The following is an 18,381-nucleotide window of genomic DNA, read 5'->3' on the forward strand; positions in this document are numbered from 1 at the left end:
GGCACCGGCCCTTGTCGGCCCGCGCACGCCCCGGGGTCGGTCAGCCGGCCACGGTCCGTACCGCCGCGGTGACAACCACCGCGGCGGCCACCACGACCAGGAACGGCGCCCGCAGCAGCAGCGCGGCGCCGGCCGCCGCCAGCCCCGCGGCGCGGGCGTCGAGGACCAGCACCGCGCCGTCGGCGAAGGTCTGCTGCGCGGTGAGCGCCGCCAGCAGGGCGACGGGCAGCAGGGCGGCCAGCCGTCGCACGAGAGGGCGCTCCAGGGCGCCCGAGGGCACGGAGAGGCCGAGCAGCTTGACCGCGTAGCAGCCGGCGAAGGTCAGTCCGATCGCAAGCCAGGTGGTCACGCGGCACCCTCCGCCCCGGGTGCGTCCGCGCCGCCCGTCCCGTCGTCGGGGGCGCCCTGCGCGCGCCCCCGCGTGCGCCTGCCGTGCAGCGCCAGCATCAGCGGCGCGGCCAGCGCGGCCACCAGCACCGGCGTCCCGGCGGGCAGCGCCGGCAGCGTGCCGAGGACGAGCGCGACGGCGACGAGCGCGGTGGCCCGCTCCACGGTCCCGGTGAGCATCGGCCCCACCAGCGCCAGGAACACCGCGGGCCCGGCGGCGTCCAGGCCCCAGGCGGCGGTGTCGCCGATGGCCTCGGCGCCGAGCACGCCGACGAGGGTGGTGACGTTCCAGCAGACGTACAGCGTCAGCCCGGTGACGGCGAAGCCGATGCGCTGGGCGCGGCGGGTGGACTGGGCGATGGTGACGACGGCCGTCTCGTCGATGACCCACTGGGCTGCGAGCGGCCGCAGCGCGCGGGGCAGCCGGAGCATGGGGGCGAGGCGCAGCCCGTAGAACGCGTTCCGTACGCCGAGGAAGAACGCCCCGGCCGCGGCGGCGAACGGGCCGCCGCCGGCGGCCACCGCGCCGGCGAGGGCGAACTGCGAGGCGCCGGTGAAGATCAGCAGGCTCATGGCGCACGCCTGCGCCGCGCTGAGCCCGGCGCCGGCCGCGGTGACGCCGAACGCGAACCCGGAGAGCCCGACGGCGACCCCGACCCCGAGCCCGTCGCGCAGGGCGGCGCGGTCCTCGGGCGCGGGATCGGCGGTGGACGGAGGCTGTGCTTCTGTGGCCATGCGCCGGACGTTATGCGGCCGGGGTGCGACCGGTCTTGTACGTTCTTGCACGGCGCCGCAGCCGCGGCCCGCTCAGCCCGCCCGCTCCCGCTGGTACGCGCCCGGGGGCACGCCCACGATGCGGGTGAAGTGCCGGTTCAGATGCGGCTGGTCGGTGAACCCCACGGTCACCGCGGCCTCCGACGGCCGCAGCCCCTCGTCCAGCAGCCGCCGCGCGCGCCGTACCCGGGCGTCGGTCAGCCAGCGGTGCGGCGGCGTGCCGTACGCCTCCTTGAAGGCCCGCAGCAGCGCGAACGACGACGTGCCCAGCTCCGCCGCCAGCGCCTCCAGGGTCGGCGGCGCCGCCATCCGCTCCTCCAGCACGGCGCGCGCCCGCGCCGCGGTCTGCGCGCCCGCGGACGCCACCACGCGCCCCGGCAGCCGCGCGCCGTGGCGGCGCAGCAGGCGGGCCAGCACGACGCGCAGCACGCTGTCGGCCGCCAGCGGGTTGTCCTCCTCCGCGGCGCGGTGCACCTCGGTGACGAGGCGGGCGCCGCCGGGGTCGTCGACCATGGTCTCGCCGAAGCCCGCGGTGCCGCGGATCGCGGTGACCTCCGCGGCCACCTCGGCGATCAGGCCGGCGGTCGGGTAGAGCGTCGCGTACGACCACCCCTCCGCGGCGCCGGCGCGGGCCGTGTGCGGGACCTCGGGGTTGATCATGACCACGGTGCCGGGTCCGGCGAGGAGCGTGCCGTCCGGCAGGCCGACGGCCTCCACGCCGGCGGTGACGGCGCCGAAGACGTAGCCGTCGTGGGAGTGGGAGGGGAAGGTGTGGCCGACGTAGCGGGCGCGCAGCAGGTCGAGGCCGGGCAGACTGGTGTAGCGCCAGTGCCGGGCCCACTCGCGATCGGCGTCGCCCGACGCCGGCGCCGTATGCGACCCCATGGGACAAGTGTGCTGGGTGTCAGTGGTCGGGTGCACGATGGTTCACATGGCGAGATCGGTGCTGGAGACGTTCGACCCCGCGACGCGGGCGTGGTTCGAGGGCGCCTTCGCCGCGCCCACGGCGGCCCAGGAGGGCGCCTGGCGGGCGCTCGGCGAGGGCTCCGACGTGCTGGTCGTCGCCCCCACGGGCTCGGGCAAGACGCTGGCGGCGTTCCTCTCCGCGCTCGACGGGCTGACGTCCGCCCCGCCGCCCGCGGAGGCCCGCAAGCGCTGCCGCGTGCTGTACGTGTCGCCGCTGAAGGCGCTGGCGGTGGACGTCGAGCGGAATCTGCGCAGCCCGCTCACCGGCATCCGCCAGGAGGCGGTCCGCCTCGGCCGGCCGGAGCCGGAGGTGCGGGTCGCGATCCGCTCCGGTGACACACCCGCGGCCGAGCGCCGCTCGATCGCGGGCCGCCCGCCGGACATCCTCATCACCACCCCCGAGTCGCTGTTCCTGATGCTGACGTCCGCCTCGCGGGACGCGCTGGCCGGTGTGGAGACCGTGATCCTGGACGAGGTGCACGCCGTGGCGGGCACCAAGCGCGGCGCCCACCTGGCGCTCTCCCTGGAGCGGATGGACGAGCTGCTGCCGCGGCCCGCGCGCCGCATCGGCCTGTCGGCGACGGTCCGGCCGGTGGAGGAGGTGGCGCGGTTCCTGTCGCCGGGGCGCCGGGTGGAGGTCGTACAGCCGCCCTCGGAGAAGCGGTTCGACCTGTCGGTGGTCGTGCCCGTCGAGGACATGGGCGAGCTGGGCGGCTCACCCGCGCAGGACGACGGCGCGGGGGGCGACCGGCCATCCATCTGGCCGCATGTGGAGGAACGCATCGTCGACCTGGTGGAGGAACACCGCTCGACGATCGTCTTCGCCAACTCGCGCCGGCTCGCGGAGCGGCTGTGCAACAGGCTGAACGAGATCGCGTACGAGCGCGCGGTCGGCGAGCCGATGGCGGAGGACGCGCCGCCCCCCGCCGAGATCATGGCCCAGTCCGGCGCGGCCCAGGGCGCGCCCCCGGTGATCGCCCGCGCGCACCACGGCTCGGTCTCCAAGGAGCAGCGGGCGCAGGTGGAGGAGGATCTGAAGGCGGGGCGGCTGCCGGCGGTGGTCGCCACCTCCAGCCTGGAGCTGGGCATCGACATGGGCGCGGTGGACCTGGTGGTGCAGGTCGAGTCGCCGCCGTCGGTGGCGTCCGGCCTGCAGCGCGTGGGCCGCGCGGGGCACCAGGTGGGCGCGGTCTCGCGCGGCGTGGTCTTCCCCAAGTACCGCGGCGATCTGGTGCAGTCGGCGGTGGTCACCGAGCGGATGCGCGAGGGCGCCATCGAGGCGCTGCGGATCCCTGCCAACCCGCTGGACGTGCTGGCGCAGCAGATCGTCGCGATGACGTCCATGGACGTGTGGGACGTGGAGGAGCTGCTGGCGCTGGTGCGGCGGGCGGCACCGTTCGCGGCGCTGCCGGAGTCGGCCTTCACGGCCGTGCTGGACATGCTCGCCGGGCGCTATCCCTCCGACGCCTTCGCCGAGCTGCGCCCGCGCCTGGTGTGGGACCGGGTGGCCCAGACGGTCAAGGGCCGCCCGGGCGCGCAGCGGCTCGCCGTCACCTCCGGCGGCACGATCCCGGACCGCGGCCTCTTCGGCGTCTTCCTCGCCGGGGCCGACCCGAAGAAGGGCGGCGGCCGGGTCGGCGAGCTGGACGAGGAGATGGTCTACGAGTCGCGGATCGGCGACGTCTTCACGCTGGGCACCACGTCGTGGCGCATCGAGGACATCACCCGGGACCGGGTGCTGGTCTCCCCCGCCCCCGGGGTGCCGGGCCGGCTGCCGTTCTGGAAGGGCGACCAGTTGGGCCGGCCGCTGGAGCTGGGGCGGGCGCTGGGCGCGTTCCTGCGCGAGCTGAGCGGCATGGACCGGGAGGCGGCGCAGGAGCGGCTGCGGGCGGCGGGGCTGGACGCGTGGGCCGCGGGGAACGTGATCGCGTATCTGGAGGAGCAGCGCGCCGCCTGCGGGCACGTCCCGGACGACCGGACGATCGTCGTGGAGCGCTTCCGGGACGAGCTGGGCGACTGGCGGGTGGTGGTGCACTCGCCGTTCGGCGCGCAGGTGCACGCACCATGGGCGCTGGCCCTCGGCGCCCGGCTCACCGAGCGGTACGGGATGGACGCCCAGGTCATGCATGCCGACGACGGCATCGTGCTGCGGCTGCCCGACACCGATCTGATGGGGCTCGACCTGCTGGACGTCGACCCGGCGGGCGGCGGCACGGCTGCCGATGCGGCCGGGGACGACGGGCAGTCGCCGGTCGGCGCGGCCGACGTCCTCTTCGACAAGGGCGAGGTCGACCAGGTCGTCACCGACCAGGTGGGCGGCTCGGCGCTGTTCGCCGCGCGGTTCCGCGAGTGCGCGGCCCGCGCGCTGCTGCTGCCCCGCCGTGACCCGCGCAAGCGCACGCCGCTGTGGCAGCAGCGGCAGCGCGCCTCCCAACTGCTCCAGGTGGCCAGCGAGTTCGGCTCGTTCCCGATCGTGCTGGAGGCAGTGCGCGAGTGCCTGCAGGACGTCTTCGACGTCCCCGGGCTCACCGAGCTGATGGGTGACGTCGAGAACCGCCGGGTGCGGCTGGTGGAGGTGACGACGCAGGAGCCGTCGCCGTTCGCCCGCTCGCTGCTCTTCGGCTACGTGGCGCAGTTCCTGTACGAGGGCGACTCGCCGCTGGCAGAGCGCCGGGCGGCGGCGCTGTCGCTGGACTCCCGGCTGCTCGCCGAGCTGCTGGGGCAGGCGGAGCTGCGCGAGCTGCTCGACCCCGAGGTGCTGGCGGAGCTGGAGCGCGAGCTGCAGTGGCGTACGGACGACCGGCGGATCAAGGACGCCGAGGGCGTCGCGGACGCGCTGCGCGTACTCGGGCCGCTGACGGATGAGGAGTTGGCGGAGCGCGGGGCGGAGCCCGCGTGGGTGCGGGAGCTGGAGAGCGCCCGCCGGGCGATCCGGGTACGGCTGGCGGGGACGGACCACTGGGCGGCCGTCGAGGACGCCGGCCGGCTGCGGGACGCGCTGGGCACGGCGCTGCCGGTGGGCGTGCCGGAGGCGTTCACGGAGCCGGTGGCCGACCCGCTGGGCGATCTGCTGGCGCGCTTCGCCCGCACGCACGGCCCGTTCACCTCCGGGCAGGCCGCGGCGCGCTTCGGCCTGGGTGCGGCGGTCACCGACGGCGCGCTGCACCGCCTGGCGGCGGCGGGGCGGACCGTACAGGGCGAGTTCCATCCGGCGGGCATCGGCCAGGAGTGGTGCGACGCCGGGGTGCTGCGGCGGCTGCGGCGCCGGTCGCTGGCCGCGCTGCGGGAGGAGCTGGAGCCCGTCGCCCCGGCCGCGCTCGCCGCGTTCCTGCCGCAGTGGCAGCACCTGGGCACGCACAGCCTGCGCGGCCTCGACGGCCTCGTCCGGGCGGTGGAGCAACTGCAGGGCGCGCCGGTGCCGGCGTCGGCGCTGGAGAAGCTGGTGCTGCCGTCGCGGGTCGCGGGGTACGTACCGACGATGCTCGACGAGCTGACGAACTCGGGCGAGGTGATCTGGGCGGGCGCCGGTGCGCTGCCCGGCAAGGACGGCTGGATCTCCCTGTATCCCGCGGACTCCGCGCCCCTGCTGCTGCACGAGCCGCATCCGCTGGAGTTCACGCCGCTGCACCAGGCGGTGCTGGCAGCGCTGACCGGCGGGTACGGGCTGTTCTTCCGGCAGATCGCCGAGCAGGTGCGCGCGACGCACCCGGACGCCACCGACGCGCAGCTCGCCGACGCCGTCTGGGATCTGGCCTGGTCCGGGCGGCTGACGAACGACACTCTGGGACCGCTGCGCGCCCTCCTCGGCTCGGGCCGCACCGCGGGCGCGACCGCGCACCGCGCGAAGCGGCCCACGCCACGCGGGCGTTACGGCAGCCTGGCGGTCGCGGGCGCCGCGCGCACGGCGTCGCGGAACGGGCCGCCGACGGTCTCCGGCCGCTGGTCCCTGCTGCCCGAGCGCGAACCGGACACCACGCACCGCGCGCACGCGCTGGCCCGCACGCTGCTGGACCGGCACGGGGTCGTCACGCGCGGCGCGGTGTCCGCGGAAGGCGTGGAGGGCGGCTTCTCGGCGGCGTACCGGGTGCTGGCGGCATTCGAGGAGACGGGCCAGGCCCGCCGCGGGTACGTCGTGGAGGGGCTGGGCGCCGCGCAGTTCGCGATGGACGGCGCGGTGGACCGGCTGCGGGCGGTGGCCACGAGCCGGGAGCGCGGGGCCGCGGTCGCCGCCGCGGGGGCGGCGGAGGACGACGGGTTCGTCGACGAGGAGGGGCCGGCGGGCCCGTACGACGGGCACACCCTGGGCGCCGTACGCCCGCCCGGCGGCGGCCCACGGGCGTTCGGCGCCGGCGGGGCGGGCCGGAGCGGGCAGCGCGCGCTGGTGCTGGCCGCGGCGGACCCGGCGAACGCGTACGGGGCGGCGCTGCCCTGGCCGGAGCCCCCGCCCGGCACGACGCACAAGCCCGGCCGGAAGGCCGGCGCGCTGGTGGTGCTGGTCGACGGCGACCTCGCGCTGTACGTGGAGCGCGGCGGCCGCACGCTGCTGGCCTGGCCCCCGGCGGACGACCCCCGCCTCGCCGCCGCGGCCGAAGCCCTCGCGGCCGCGGCCCGCGGCGGCGCCCTGGGCCGTACGGCGACGGTGGAGCGCATCAACGCCACCCCGGCCCTGGACTCCCCCCTGGGCACGCTCCTGGAACAGTCCGGCTTCCTGGCCACCCCCCGGGGCCTGCGCATCAGATCCTGACGGCCCCGCGGCAAGGCACCGCCGCAGGCGGCTGTGCGCCGCGGCGGAGCCACGCGTCAGCCGCAGAGAGGCCGGAGCCGCGCCGCCACGCCCCCGCTCCGGGTTTCCGCTTGCCGGCCCTGCGTTGCGTTCCGCGCGTCGCCGTGCGGCGCGCAGCGCTCGCACGGCACCCGGGGCCGGACGCCGGACACCCGTCGCCGCCCCCACACAGGGCACTCGCCCGCTGATCCACCCCACCGCGGCGCACTCCCCGACGCCCCACCGGCCCGCACCGGCCGAGCCCGCCGCAGGCGCCCCGCGCCTACTCCACCTGCCCGTTCAGATACGCCAGCACCGCCCGCACCCTGCGGTTGTCGTCGTCCGACGGGGCGAGGTCCAGCTTCGCGAAGATGCTCGTCGTGTACTTGCTCACCGCCCCCTCGGAGAGGAAGAGCTGACGCGCGATCGCCGCGTTCGAGCGGCCCTCCGCCATGCCCGCCAGCACCTCGCGCTCCCGCGGCGTCAGCCGCCCCAGCGGCTCGTCCCGCGCGTTGCTCGCCAGCAGCTTCGCGATGACCTCCGGGTCCATCGCCGTGCCGCCCTCGGCCACCCGCCGCACCGAGTCGACGAACTGCCGCGCCGCGAACACCCGGTCCTTCAGCAGGTACCCCACCGCCCCGCGGCCGTCCGCCAGCAACTCCCGTGCGTACAACTGCTCCACGTGCTGCGACAAGATCAGCACCGGCAGGTCCGGCCGCTCCCGCCGCGCCGCCAGCGCCGCCTGCAGGCCCTCGTCCGTGAACGTCGGCGGCAGCCGGATGTCGACCACCGCCACGTCCGGCCGCTCGGCGTGCAACGCCGCGAGCAGCTCGTCCCCGGACTCGACCGCCGCGCAGATCTCCATGCCGTGCGCCTGCAGCAGCCGCGTCAGCCCGTCCCGCAGCAGGTACTGGTCCTCCGCCAGGACGACTCGCACTGACCCGCTCCTCTCCGCCCCGTCCGCCGGGACGGCCGCACGTCCTCCCGTCAACACTGCTGGGCCGCACCGCTCTTCCGCCACCGCCGCAGCAGCGGCCGCACCCCGCTCAGGCCCAGCGCCACCATCGCCAGCACCGTCGGCCAGCGCAGCAGCTCCGGCATGTACAGCGCCAGGAACCACGACCTGTTGTCCGTGCCGAAGATCAGCAGCAGCCCCGCGACCAGCCCCTGCGGGAACAGCGCGACGGAACACAGTACCGGTGCCAGCGCCGTCAGCCACAGCTCCCCGCGCCCGGCCGCCGGCCCCCGCGCCGCCACGGGCGAGGCGGCGCCCGGCTCACAGCACTCCTCCCCCAGCGGGCACGGGATCTCCACCGCCACCGTCGTCGGCCCGCCCTCGGGGCTGTTGAGAGCCAGCACGCCGTCGAACGGCTTGATCCGCCGCTCCACGCCCCGCAGCCCGCCTCCCGCGGCCGGCACCGCGCCCCCGCGCCCGTCGTCGATGACCGTCGCGCGCAGCACGCCGTCGCGGTGCCACAGGTCGATGTCCACCCGTTCCGCGCCCGCGTGCTTGCCCGCGTTGGCGAGGATCTCCGCCACCGCGAAGTACGCCGCCGACTGCACCGGGTCCGGCAGGTGCCCGCGCAGGTCGACCTCGACCCGTACGTCCAGCGCGCTGTCCAGCGCCAGTGCCCGTACGGCGTCGCCGAGCCCCCGCTCCGCCAGCACCGGCGGGTGGATGCCCCGTACCAGCCCGCGCAGCTCCTGCAGCACCGCGGACGACGACTCCTGCGCCTGCCGCAGCAGCACCTTCGCCGCCGCCGGGTCGTCGTCGACCAGTTCCTCCGCCGCCGAGACCGTCATGCCGAGGGCGACGAGCCGGGCCTGCGGCCCGTCGTGCAGGTCCCGCTCGATGCGCCGCACCTCCGCCGCCTGCCAGTCGGTGGCCGCCGTGCGCTTCCGGTCCAGCTCGGCGACCTGCAGCGCCAGCTCCGACGCCCGCGTCGGCGCCAGCAGCGTCCGGGTCCAGCGCGCGTGCAGCGCCATCGCCCGCGGCCCGGCCCACAGCCCGAGTACGAACAGCGCCGCGCCCACGGGCACCAGCGCCAGGGCGGTGCCCTGCGAGGCGACCTCGACGCCCGCGTAGTCGGCGAGCGTGTCCCCGGGGTACGACGGGTCCCACAGCAGCGGCAGCGCCATGCCGAACAGCCCGTAGCCGACGGCGATCAGCGGCAGCGCGGCCATCGCCAGACCGACGACCGGGTCGGCGACCAGCCACAGCGTGTCCCGCCAGGTCGCGCGGTCGGACAGCAGCCGGTCGACGCGCCCGAAGAACTCCGGGAGGGCGGGGCTGCGGTAGCTGATGCCCAGGTGCCGGTAGCGGCCGTCGGGCCCGGGCTGCGGGTGCGGCGGCGCGGGCAGGTACGGCGAGGGGATGGGGCGTCCCGTCCAGCGGCCGTTCACGGCCCGCGCCAGGTTGGCGGTGCCGCGGGTGAGGCCGACGGCCCAGGGGAAGAAGAACATCAGCCCCAGCCCGAAGGCGAGTACGAGCGAAACGAGCATGACGGCCTGGACCAGGGTCACCAGCGGGGCCAGCGCCACCAGCACGAGGGCGCGCCCCAGCGCGGTCGCACACCGCCGCGGCCTGCTCATTCCGCCTCCTCGTTCCGTCCTCATCATGCCGCCCATCGTGTCCCGCGCGGGAGCCCGGGCACCGCCCCCGCAGCCCCCGGACCAGGGTGGGTCTATCCCCACCCGGTACGCCCCGGCCCGTACGCCCCCCGTCCTGGCACGATGGGGTGCGTGCCCGAAGGAGACACCGTCTGGCGCACCGCCCGCCTGCTGCACGAGGCGCTGGCGGGCCGCCGGCTGACCCGCTGCGACCTGCGCGTGCCCAAGCTGGCCACGGCCGACCTCACCGGCCGCGAGGTCACCGAGGTCGTACCGCGCGGCAAGCACCTGCTGACCCGCGTCGAGGGCGGCCTCACGCTCCATTCGCACCTGCGGATGGAAGGCGCCTGGATCACCTACGCGGACGGAGAGAGCTGGCGCGGCGGGCCGGGGCACCAGATCCGCGCCGTCCTCGGCAACGCCGACCGCACCGCGGTCGGCTACCGCCTGCCCGTGCTGGAGCTGCTGCGCACCGCCGCGGAGGACCGGATCGTCGGCCATCTCGGCCCCGACCTGCTGGGCCCCGACTGGGACCCGGCGGAGGCGGAGCGCCGGCTGCTCGCCGACCCCGCCCGCCCGCTCGGGGAGGCGCTGCTCGACCAGCGCAATCTCGCCGGGATCGGCAACGTCTACAAGTCGGAGCTGTGCTTCCTCGCCGGCGTCAGCCCGTACGCCCCGGTCGCCGCGCTCCCCGAGCCCGCCCGGCTCGTCGCCGCCGCGCAGCGGCTGCTGGAGGCGAACCGGGACCGTGTGGCCCGGACGACGACGCCCTCCCGGCGCCCCGACCGGCGGCTGTGGGTCTACGGCCGCGGGGGGCGACCGTGCCTGCGCTGCGGGACGGCGGTGCGCAAGCAGGCCCAGGGGGAGACGGCGGACGAGCGCGTGACGTACTGGTGCCCGCGCTGCCAGCCGGGCGGGTGACCGCCGCGGTGGCCGCACGGCGGCGCACACAAGCCGAGAGCCCGGTCCGCCGACGGCGGACCGGGCTCTCGTGCCAGGCTCTCGTGGCTCAGGCCGCGACCGGATCGGGCTCCTTGGGGGCCTTGATGGTGACTCGCTCGTCGGGCATCCCCGTCACCGAGGTAACGGTGAACGACCGCACGGGGGCGGGAATGGGCTCGGTGGCCGCCGCGGACTGCGCCAGCTCGGCGAGGGCGAGCTCGCCGCTCACCTCGCGCATCAGCTCGGACATCCGGACGTCCAGGGCTTCACAGATCGAGTTGAGCAGCTCGGAGGACGCTTCCTTCTGGCCTCGCTCGACCTCCGACAGATAGCCGAGGGAAACACGCGCTGACGAGGAAACCTCGCGCAGCGTCCGGCCCTGGCGCTGTCGCTGCCGGCGCAGCACGTCACCCAGCAGGCGACGGAGCAAAATCATGCGTGGCTCCCTCCTAGGACCTCGGATCCGGATCCTCTCTGCTCCACCGTACCGCCTCGGACCGTGACAGTGCGGCGACGGAAGTCATCTTCACCGTTCGCCAAGCGAGGAATACGGGGCCTCCTGATCAGGATTTTCCGGGTATTTCCGCCCGTCTTGCCCCTTCGGTGCCGCGTCCAGGTGCCGCCGGAGGAGCGTCAGCGCCTCCCCCACAGCGGCCCTGCGGATCTCCGTGCGAGACCCCGTCAGGTTCAGCGACCGCGTCTCGCTGCGCCCCTCGGGACCGGCCACGGCCACGAAGACGGTACCCGGCTGGTGGCCGTCCTGCGGATCCGGCCCCGCCACGCCCGTCGTCGCCACCGCCCAGTCGGCGCCGAGCCGCCAGCGCACCCCGGCGGCCATCTGCCGGGCGACCTCGCCGTCGACGGCGCCGCGCTGCGCGAGCAGCGAGCTGTCGACGCCGAGCACGTCCCGCTTGAGGTCGGTCGCGTACGCGATGACGGCGCCCCGGAACGCCTGGGAGGCGCCGGGCACCGCGGTGATCTCGGCGGCGAGGAGGCCGCCGGTGAGGGATTCGGCGACGGCGAGGGTGACGCCGCGCTCGTCGCACAGGGCGAGCAGGCCGGCGGCGGCCCCGTCGGTGTTCTGTGTGGTCACTGGACTCTCTGCTCCCGTTCGGCGGCCAGCCCCCTGCGGCGGAGCACGATCGCCTGCTTGACGTAGTCCAGGCCGGTCGCCACGGTCAGGACCACGGCGGCGGCCATGATCCAGAAGCGCAGCGTGGCGAGCGGTCCGGTGAGGGTGAGGATGTACATGCCCACGGCCACGCCCTGGGCCAGGGTCTTCAGCTTTCCGCCCCGGCTGGCCGGGATCACACCGTGCCTGATCACCCAGAACCGCATGAGGGTGATGCCGATCTCCCGCGCCAGGATCACGATCGTCACCCACCAGGGCAGGTCACCCAGCGCCGACAGGCAGATCAGCGCGGCACCCATGATCGCCTTGTCGGCGATGGGGTCGGCGATCTTGCCGAAGTCGGTGACGAGGTCGTAGCGGCGGGCCAGCTCCCCGTCGAAGAGGTCGGTGATCATGGCGACCGTGAAGGCGGCCCATGCGAACGAGCGCCAGGCCGGGTCATGGCCGCCGTGGGCGGCCATGAGCAGCACGAACGCCGGTACGAGCAGCAGCCGCACCATGGTGAGGACGTTGGCGATGTTCCACAGACCGGCCTGACCGACGGCCGGGGCGGGGCTCATCTCGCGGCCTCCTCGGCCGGCTCCCTGGGCCGCCGCCGATCGGGCTCGCCTATCGGCTCCGCCACCAGGTCCACGCCTTCGCTCGCCACCACCTTGGCCGTGACCAGCGCCCCCGGCGCCGCCTGCCGGGCGGTCCCGCCGGCGAGCAGCGTCACGCCGTCCGTCTCCGGCGCCTGGTGGGCCGCGCGGCCGACGACCTCCCCGGTGTCCGCGCCGGCGTCCGGATCGGCTTCCTCGACCGCGTCCACCAGGACCCGTATCGTCTCCCCCACCCGCTCCTCGGCCCGCTGCGCCGTCAGCTCCTCCGCCAGCCGCGTCATGTGCGCCAGCCGCTCCGCGACCGCCTCCGGCGCGACCTTCGACTCGTACCCCGCGGCCTCCGTGCCCTCCTCGTCGGAGTAGCCGAAGATCCCCACGGCGTCGAGCCTCGCGGCGGTGAGGAAACGCTCCAGCTCCTCCACGTCCCGCTCGCTCTCGCCGGGGAAGCCGACGATGAAGTTCGACCGCGCGCCCGCCTCCGGCGCCCGGGAGCGGATGTCCGCGAGCAGGTGCAGGAACCGCTCGGTGTCCCCGAAGCGGCGCATCGCGCGCAGCACGTCGGGGGCGGCGTGCTGGAAGGACAGGTCGAAGTACGGCGCCACCTTCTCCGTCGACGTCAGCACGTCGATCAGCCCGGGGCGCATCTCGGCGGGCTGCAGATAGCTGACCCGGATCCGCTCGATGCCGTCCACGGCGGCCAGTTCGGGCAGCAGCGTCTCCAGCAGCCGCACGTCGCCGAGGTCTTTGCCGTACGAGGTGTTGTTCTCGGAGACGAGCATGATCTCCCGTACGCCCTGCTCGGCCAGCCAGCGGGTCTCGCCGAGGACGTCGGAGGGGCGGCGGGAGACGAAGGAGCCGCGGAAGGAGGGGATGGCGCAGAACGTACATCGGCGGTCGCAGCCGGAGGCCAGCTTGACCGAGGCCACGGGACCCGAGCCGAGCCGGCGGCGCAGCGGCGGCCGCGGTCCCGAGGCGGGGGCGACCCCCGCGGGCAGGTCGGCGGGAGCGGGTGCGGCCGGGGCCGCGGCGCCGGTGTCGCCGTGGCCCGGGAGCGCGGCCGCGCCGCGGGCGGCGGCGTCCTGCCGCTCCGCGGGGCTGATCGGCAGCAGCTTGCGGCGGTCACGCGGGGTGTGCGCAGCGTGACCGCCGCCGGCGAGGATCGTCTGCAGCCGCGCCGAGATGTCGGCGTAGTCGTCGAAGCCGAGGACGCCGTCCGCCTCCGGGAGCGCGTCGGCCAGCTCCTTGCCGTACCGCTCGGCCATGCAGCCGACGGCGACGACGGCCTGCGTACGGCCCGAGTCCTTGAGGTCGTTGGCCTCCAGCAGGGCGTCGACGGAGTCCTTCTTGGCGGCTTCGACGAACCCGCAGGTGTTCACGACGGCGACGTCCGCGGCGGCGGCGTCCGTGACGAGGTCCCAGCCGTCCGCCGCCAGGCGGCCCGCAAGCTCCTCCGAGTCCACCTCGTTCCGGGCGCAGCCAAGCGTGACGAGGGCGACGGTACGGCGTTCTGGCATGGGCTCAGCCTACTTCGTCCCGCGCCCGCAAACCGCCGCCCACCAGCCGCATTCCGCACGCCTGCGCGAAGCACGGGAGAGCGAGGGCACGGACGTACGAGCCTTGCCGCAGGCCGGGCCCGCGCCGCCGCCCGGCCGGGCCGGTCAGCCGGCCTCCGGATCGCCCTTGGTGTACGTCAGCCGCTCGACCTCGCCGGGCTGGAAGTCCTCGGCGATCTGCTTGCCGTTGACGAACAGGTCGACGCCGCCGGCGTTGCCGAGGACGAGGTAGATCTTCTCGCTGTCGGTGACGGTGACGGAGTCGCCCTGGGCGAGCACGGTCTCCTCCAGCTCGCGCCCGTCGGCGCCCTGCGCGGAGATCCAGCTCTGCCCGTCCGCCGCGACGATCCGCAGCGTCACCTTGTCCGGGGGGGCACCCGCCACCGCGCTGTCCGAGGGCTGCGGGCGCTGCTTGTCCTCGGCGGCGTCCTTGCCGGAGTCGGGGTCCTTCGACTTCTCCGTCCCCTGCGACTCCCCGGCCACCGAGGAGCCGTCCGGCTCGTCCTCGTCGCCGCCGCTGAACACGGTGAACCCCACGAAGCCGACGACGGCGACGATCGCGGCGACCATCGCGGCGGTCCAGTTGGGGCGGCGCGGCTCGGGGCGGATGCGCTCCGCCTCGAACATCGGCGCGGCGGGCGTGGGCACGGGCCGGCCGCCGTGCTCCTCGTCGTACTGCGCGACCAGGTCCTCGGCCTCCAGACCGACCGCCCGCGCAAGGGTTCGCACATGCCCGCGGGCGTAGACGTCGCCGCCGCAGCGAGAGAAATCGTCCTGTTCGATGGCATGGATGATCGGAATGCGCACACGCGTGGACAAGCTGACCTGTTCGACGGAGAGCTTGGCATCAAGGCGGGCCTGCTGAAGTGCGCGACCGACGGAAGGACGGTCGCCTGTGGGGGAGTTGCCGAGGGACACGTGGGCGCCTTTCGGGGTGAGCCACCTGCCGGGTGTTCAGTCTAGGGGGGTTGTAAAAGGATCGGCCAACCGGTCGAGCACACTTAATGGGCCATCGGGATAGACGTACTGCACGACCGCGGATCACCCGCCCGGCCCATTGGTGTGACGCATCAGACGCCGAACCGGTTGCCCTGGTCGCCGTTACGGATGATCCTGCCCCCGCAGTTGGGCGAGCACTCCGTCCATTTCATCCGGTTTGATGAGTACGTCCCTGGCCTTCGAACCCTCACTCGGACCGACGATCCCGCGCGACTCCATCAGGTCCATCAGCCGCCCCGCCTTGGCGAACCCGACCCGCAGCTTGCGCTGCAGCATCGACGTGGAACCGAACTGCGTGGAGACCACCAGTTCGGCCGCCTGGCACAGCAGATCGAGGTCGTCGCCGATCTCGTCGTCGATCTCCTTCTTCTTCGCCCCGCCGACCACGACGTCCTCGCGGAAGACCGGCGCCATCTGGTCCTTGCAGTGCTGCACGAGCGTGGCGATCTCGTCCTCTTCGATGTACGCGCCCTGCAGCCGGACCGGCTTGTTCGCGCCCATCGGCAGGAACAGCCCGTCGCCCTTGCCGATCAGCTTCTCGGCACCGGCCTGGTCGAGGATGACGCGGCTGTCGGCGAGGGAGGAGGTGGCGAAGGCCAGCCGGGACGGCACGTTGGCCTTGATCAGCCCGGTGACGACGTCGACGCTGGGGCGCTGGGTGGCGAGCACCAGGTGGATGCCGGCGGCGCGGGCGAGCTGCGTGATCCGCACGATCGCGTCCTCGACGTCCCGCGGCGCGACCATCATCAGGTCCGCCAGCTCGTCGACGATCACCAGCAGATAGGGGTACGGGGCCAGCTCCCGTTCGCTGCCGGGCGGGGCGGTGGCCTTGCCGGAGCGGACGGCGGCGTTGAAGTCGTCGATGTGGCGGTAGCCGTACGCGGCCAGGTCGTCGTAGCGCAGGTCCATCTCGCGGACGACCCACTGCAGGGCCTCGGCGGCCCGCTTGGGGTTGGTGATGATCGGCGTGATCAGGTGCGGGATGCCCTCGTACGCGGTGAGCTCCACCCGCTTGGGGTCGACCAGCACCATCCGCACGTCCTCCGGCGTGGCCCGCGCCATGACGGAGGTGATCAGGCAGTTGATACAGGAGGACTTGCCGGAGCCGGTGGCGCCGGCGATGAGGATGTGCGGCATCTTGGCGAGGTTCGCCGAGACGTAGCCGCCCTCGACGTCCTTGCCGAGGCCGACGAGCATCGGGTGGTCCTCGCCGGCCGCCTCCGCGGAGCGCAGCACGTCGCCGAGCTTGACCATCTCGCGGTCGCTGTTGGGGATTTCGATGCCGACGGCGGACTTGCCCGGGATGGGGCTGATGATGCGCACGTCGGGGCTGGCGACCGCGTAGGCGATGTTCTTCGTCAGCGCGGTGATCCGCTCGACCTTCACGGCGGGGCCGAGCTCCACCTCGTACCGCGTGACGGTCGGGCCACGGGTGAAGCCGGTGACGGCGGCGTCGACCTTGAACTCGGTGAAGACCTGGGTGAGGGAGGCGACGACGGCGTCATTGGCGGCGCTGCGCGTACGGCCGGGGCCGCCGCGCTCCAGGAGGTCGAGGGACGGCAGCGCGTAGGTGATGTCGCCGGAGAGCTGGAGCTGTTCGGCACGGGGCGGCAGGGTGGCCGGGGCGGGCTCGGCGGCCTGCTTGGTGAGGTCGGGGACGGCGGAGGTGCCGCCCACGCGCGCAGCGCTGCCGGGGAGCTCGACGCTTTCGGAGCGTACGGCCTCCTCGGCGCCCGACTCCTCGCGCGCGGCCGGGACGCCCCCGGTGCGCTCGGCGACGCCGTGGGTGAGGTGGGCGAGCAGCGGCGAGGGCTGGACGCCGTGCAGCACGGCGCCGTCGAGGTCGGTGGCCGCGGCGGCGGCCGCGTCGATGGGGTCCATGCCGCCGTAGTCGCGGTCGGCGCTCGCGCGGCGCGCGGCGGCGGGGGCGGCCGGTGCGGCGGGAGCCTTGCGGGTACGGCGGCGGCGCGGCGGCGGCGGGGGCTCGTCGGCGTCGTCCTCGTCCGTACGCACCAGGCCGTCGCGCCAGTCGTCGTCGAAGTCCTCCGCCTTGGCCACGGCCGCCGGATCGGGCCGCGGGTGTACGAGGCCGAGCCGCACCCCGGCGGAGTGGATCCGGTCCGGGATCGCCGCGACCGGCGTGGCGGTGACGACGAGCAGCCCGAAGATGGTCAGCAGCACCAGCAGCGGCAGGGCGAGCACGTCGCCGAGCGTGGTGACGAGCGGCCGGGACACCGCCCAGCCGACGAACCCGCCGGAGTCCCTGATGGTCTGCGTGCCCTCGCCGCGCCCGGGGGTGCCGCAGGCCAGGTGCACGAGCCCGAGCACGCCGATGACCAGGGCGGACAGGCCGATGACGATACGGCCGTTGGCCTCGGTCTTCTCGGGGTGGCGGATGAGGCGTACGGCGATGGCGGCCAGCAGGATCGGCACGAGCAGGTCGAGGCGGCCGAAGGCGCCGGTGACCAGGATCTCGACCAGCTCGCCCACGGGGCCCTTCAGGTTCGACCAGGTGCCGGCCGCGACGATCAGGGCGATGCCGAGCAGCAGCAGCGCGAGGCCGTCCTTGCGGTGGGCGGGGTCGAGCCCCTTGGCGCCGCGCCCTATGCCGCGGAAGAGGGCGCCGACGGTGCGGGCGAGGCCGAGCCAGATCGCGCGCAGCAGCCGCAGCACACCGGAGGTGGGCGAGGGGGCGGGCTTCTGGGCCGGCGCCTTCTTGGCCGCGCCCGCGGCCTTCTTCGGCGGCGGCTTCTTGGCGGGTGCCTTCTTCGCGGGCGCCTTCTTCGCCGCGGGCTTCTTGGCCGTGCTACCTCCGGACCGCTGCCGGGAGTTGCCGCTGCCAGAGGTACGTGAGGCCATAGGTGCGAGATTACCGGCAGCGCCCGCACGGGACACGCAGGACGTGCAGGTGCGCATCCTGCGCGCACCCGGGCCCGGCGGGGCGGCCGGGCTACTCCGCGTCGGGGCGGGAGCCGGGCTCCAGGGCGTCGATCGCCTTGCGCAGCCCGGTGAGTTTCCGCTCCAGATGCGCGGCGGTGGCGACCACGGCGGGCTCCGCGTTCGCCCCGCTGAGCTGCTTCGACAGCGCCTCTGCCTGCTCCTCGGCGGCGGCGAGCCGGGCGGACAGCTCGGCGAGCAGCCCGGTCTGCGCGGCGCCGTCGCCGTTGCCCTTCTGGGCGCCTTCGAGCTGCAGCCGCAGCAGGCCCGCCTGCTCGCGCAACTGCAGGTTCTTCATGTACAGCTCGACGAACACCGACACCTTCGCCCGCAGCACCCAGGGGTCGAAGGGCTTGGAGATGTAGTCGACGGCTCCGGCGGCGTAGCCCCGGAACGTGTGGTGCGGGCCGTGGTTGATGGCCGTGAGGAAGATGATCGGGATGTCGCGGGTGCGCTCGCGGCGCTTGATGTGCGCCGCGGTCTCGAACCCGTCCATGCCCGGCATCTGCACGTCGAGCAGGATCACCGCGAAGTCCTCGGTCAGCAGCGCTTTGAGCGCTTCCTCCCCGGACGACGCCCGGACCAGGTGCTGATCCAGCGCGGAAAGGATGGCCTCCAGCGCCAGCAGATTCTCCGGCCGGTCATCGACCAGGAGAATCTTGGCCTTCTGCACCATGGCCTGCCCTCCTCGCCCCGGCGGTGTGCCGGTCCTCGTCGCCA

General features: G+C 74.7%; 14 protein-coding genes. 2 read left to right on the plus strand and 12 right to left on the minus strand.

Annotated elements, in window-relative coordinates:
• Positions 1 to 40: 40 nt before the first annotated feature.
• From ABGA99_RS35705 to ABGA99_RS35715, 3 genes are all read right to left on the minus strand, one after another.
• Complete coding sequence (locus ABGA99_RS35705; RefSeq protein ID WP_347581730.1) at positions 41 to 349, minus strand: AzlD domain-containing protein; 309 nt, start codon at positions 347 to 349, stop codon at positions 41 to 43.
• Complete coding sequence (locus tag ABGA99_RS35710; protein WP_347581729.1) at positions 346 to 1,122, minus strand: AzlC family ABC transporter permease; 777 nt, start codon at positions 1,120 to 1,122, stop codon at positions 346 to 348. The genes ABGA99_RS35705 and ABGA99_RS35710 overlap by 4 nt, the downstream gene beginning before the upstream one ends.
• Positions 1,123 to 1,194: 72 nt before the next feature.
• Positions 1,195 to 2,046, minus strand: coding sequence for an AraC family transcriptional regulator (locus ABGA99_RS35715; RefSeq protein WP_347581728.1), 852 nt, complete (start codon positions 2,044 to 2,046; stop codon positions 1,195 to 1,197).
• A 46-nt stretch (positions 2,047 to 2,092) separates the two neighbouring features.
• On the opposite strand from ABGA99_RS35715, the gene ABGA99_RS35720 reads away from it, so the two are divergent.
• Entirely contained in the window at positions 2,093 to 6,871 is a 4,779-nt protein-coding gene (locus ABGA99_RS35720; RefSeq protein WP_347584246.1) for an ATP-dependent helicase, read from the plus strand.
• Positions 6,872 to 7,172: 301 nt separating this feature from the next.
• Here ABGA99_RS35720 and ABGA99_RS35725 read toward each other — a convergent pair whose 3' ends face one another.
• The gene (locus tag ABGA99_RS35725) at positions 7,173 to 7,826 is read right to left on the minus strand and encodes a response regulator transcription factor (RefSeq protein ID WP_347584247.1); all 654 of its coding nucleotides are present in this window, start codon (positions 7,824 to 7,826) and stop codon (positions 7,173 to 7,175) included.
• A 50-nt stretch (positions 7,827 to 7,876) separates the two neighbouring features.
• Entirely contained in the window at positions 7,877 to 9,481 is a 1,605-nt protein-coding gene (locus ABGA99_RS35730; RefSeq protein ID WP_347581725.1) for a sensor domain-containing protein, read from the minus strand.
• Positions 9,482 to 9,631: 150 nt separating this feature from the next.
• On the opposite strand from ABGA99_RS35730, the gene ABGA99_RS35735 reads away from it, so the two are divergent.
• Complete coding sequence (locus ABGA99_RS35735; protein WP_347581724.1) at positions 9,632 to 10,420, plus strand: DNA-formamidopyrimidine glycosylase family protein; 789 nt, start codon at positions 9,632 to 9,634, stop codon at positions 10,418 to 10,420.
• Positions 10,421 to 10,508: 88 nt separating this feature from the next.
• Here the strand turns inward: ABGA99_RS35735 and ABGA99_RS35740 are convergent, their stop codons facing one another.
• The 7 genes from ABGA99_RS35740 to ABGA99_RS35770 all read right to left on the minus strand — a co-directional run bounded on the left by ABGA99_RS35740 (position 10,509) and on the right by ABGA99_RS35770 (position 18,337).
• On the minus strand, positions 10,509 to 10,877 hold the full coding sequence (locus ABGA99_RS35740; protein WP_018838068.1) for a helix-turn-helix transcriptional regulator: 369 nt from the start codon (positions 10,875 to 10,877) through the stop codon (positions 10,509 to 10,511).
• Positions 10,878 to 10,967: 90 nt separating this feature from the next.
• On the minus strand, positions 10,968 to 11,534 hold the full coding sequence (locus ABGA99_RS35745; protein WP_347584248.1) for a nicotinamide-nucleotide amidohydrolase family protein: 567 nt from the start codon (positions 11,532 to 11,534) through the stop codon (positions 10,968 to 10,970).
• A complete protein-coding gene (gene pgsA / locus ABGA99_RS35750; RefSeq protein ID WP_047018425.1) occupies positions 11,531 to 12,133 on the minus strand; it encodes a CDP-diacylglycerol--glycerol-3-phosphate 3-phosphatidyltransferase in 603 nt (200 codons plus the stop codon). Before pgsA ends, ABGA99_RS35745 begins: the two co-directional genes overlap by 4 nt.
• The gene (gene rimO / locus ABGA99_RS35755; RefSeq protein ID WP_347584249.1) at positions 12,130 to 13,686 is read right to left on the minus strand and encodes a 30S ribosomal protein S12 methylthiotransferase RimO; all 1,557 of its coding nucleotides are present in this window, start codon (positions 13,684 to 13,686) and stop codon (positions 12,130 to 12,132) included. Before rimO ends, pgsA begins: the two co-directional genes overlap by 4 nt.
• Before the next feature lie 144 nt (positions 13,687 to 13,830).
• Entirely contained in the window at positions 13,831 to 14,643 is an 813-nt protein-coding gene (locus tag ABGA99_RS35760; RefSeq protein WP_347581721.1) for a RodZ domain-containing protein, read from the minus strand.
• Between the two features lie 183 nt (positions 14,644 to 14,826).
• Positions 14,827 to 17,583 carry a DNA translocase FtsK 4TM domain-containing protein gene (locus ABGA99_RS35765; protein WP_347584250.1) on the minus strand — a complete coding sequence of 919 codons (2,757 nt, stop codon included), beginning with the start codon at positions 17,581 to 17,583 and terminating at the stop codon, positions 14,827 to 14,829.
• A gap of 91 nt (positions 17,584 to 17,674) precedes the next feature.
• Positions 17,675 to 18,337, minus strand: coding sequence for a response regulator (locus ABGA99_RS35770; protein WP_347581719.1), 663 nt, complete (start codon positions 18,335 to 18,337; stop codon positions 17,675 to 17,677).
• Between the last annotated feature and the right edge of the window lie 44 nt (positions 18,338 to 18,381).

The sequence above is a fragment of the Streptomyces sp. B5E4 genome (assembly GCF_039871555.1).
Taxonomy (GTDB): domain Bacteria; phylum Actinomycetota; class Actinomycetes; order Streptomycetales; family Streptomycetaceae; genus Streptomyces.

Coding starts and splice junctions, on each gene's coding strand:
- rimO (WP_347584249.1), bottom strand. CDS start 13,686: ATGCCAGAACGCCGTACCGTCGCCCTCGTCACGCTTGGCTGCGCCCGG.
- ABGA99_RS35710 (WP_347581729.1), bottom strand. CDS start 1,122: ATGGCCACAGAAGCACAGCCTCCGTCCACCGCCGATCCCGCGCCCGAG.
- ABGA99_RS35715 (WP_347581728.1), bottom strand. CDS start 2,046: ATGGGGTCGCATACGGCGCCGGCGTCGGGCGACGCCGATCGCGAGTGG.
- ABGA99_RS35720 (WP_347584246.1), top strand. CDS start 2,093: ATGGCGAGATCGGTGCTGGAGACGTTCGACCCCGCGACGCGGGCGTGG.
- ABGA99_RS35730 (WP_347581725.1), bottom strand. CDS start 9,481: ATGAGCAGGCCGCGGCGGTGTGCGACCGCGCTGGGGCGCGCCCTCGTG.
- ABGA99_RS35765 (WP_347584250.1), bottom strand. CDS start 17,583: ATGGCCTCACGTACCTCTGGCAGCGGCAACTCCCGGCAGCGGTCCGGA.
- ABGA99_RS35770 (WP_347581719.1), bottom strand. CDS start 18,337: ATGGTGCAGAAGGCCAAGATTCTCCTGGTCGATGACCGGCCGGAGAAT.
- ABGA99_RS35740 (WP_018838068.1), bottom strand. CDS start 10,877: ATGATTTTGCTCCGTCGCCTGCTGGGTGACGTGCTGCGCCGGCAGCGA.
- pgsA (WP_047018425.1), bottom strand. CDS start 12,133: ATGAGCCCCGCCCCGGCCGTCGGTCAGGCCGGTCTGTGGAACATCGCC.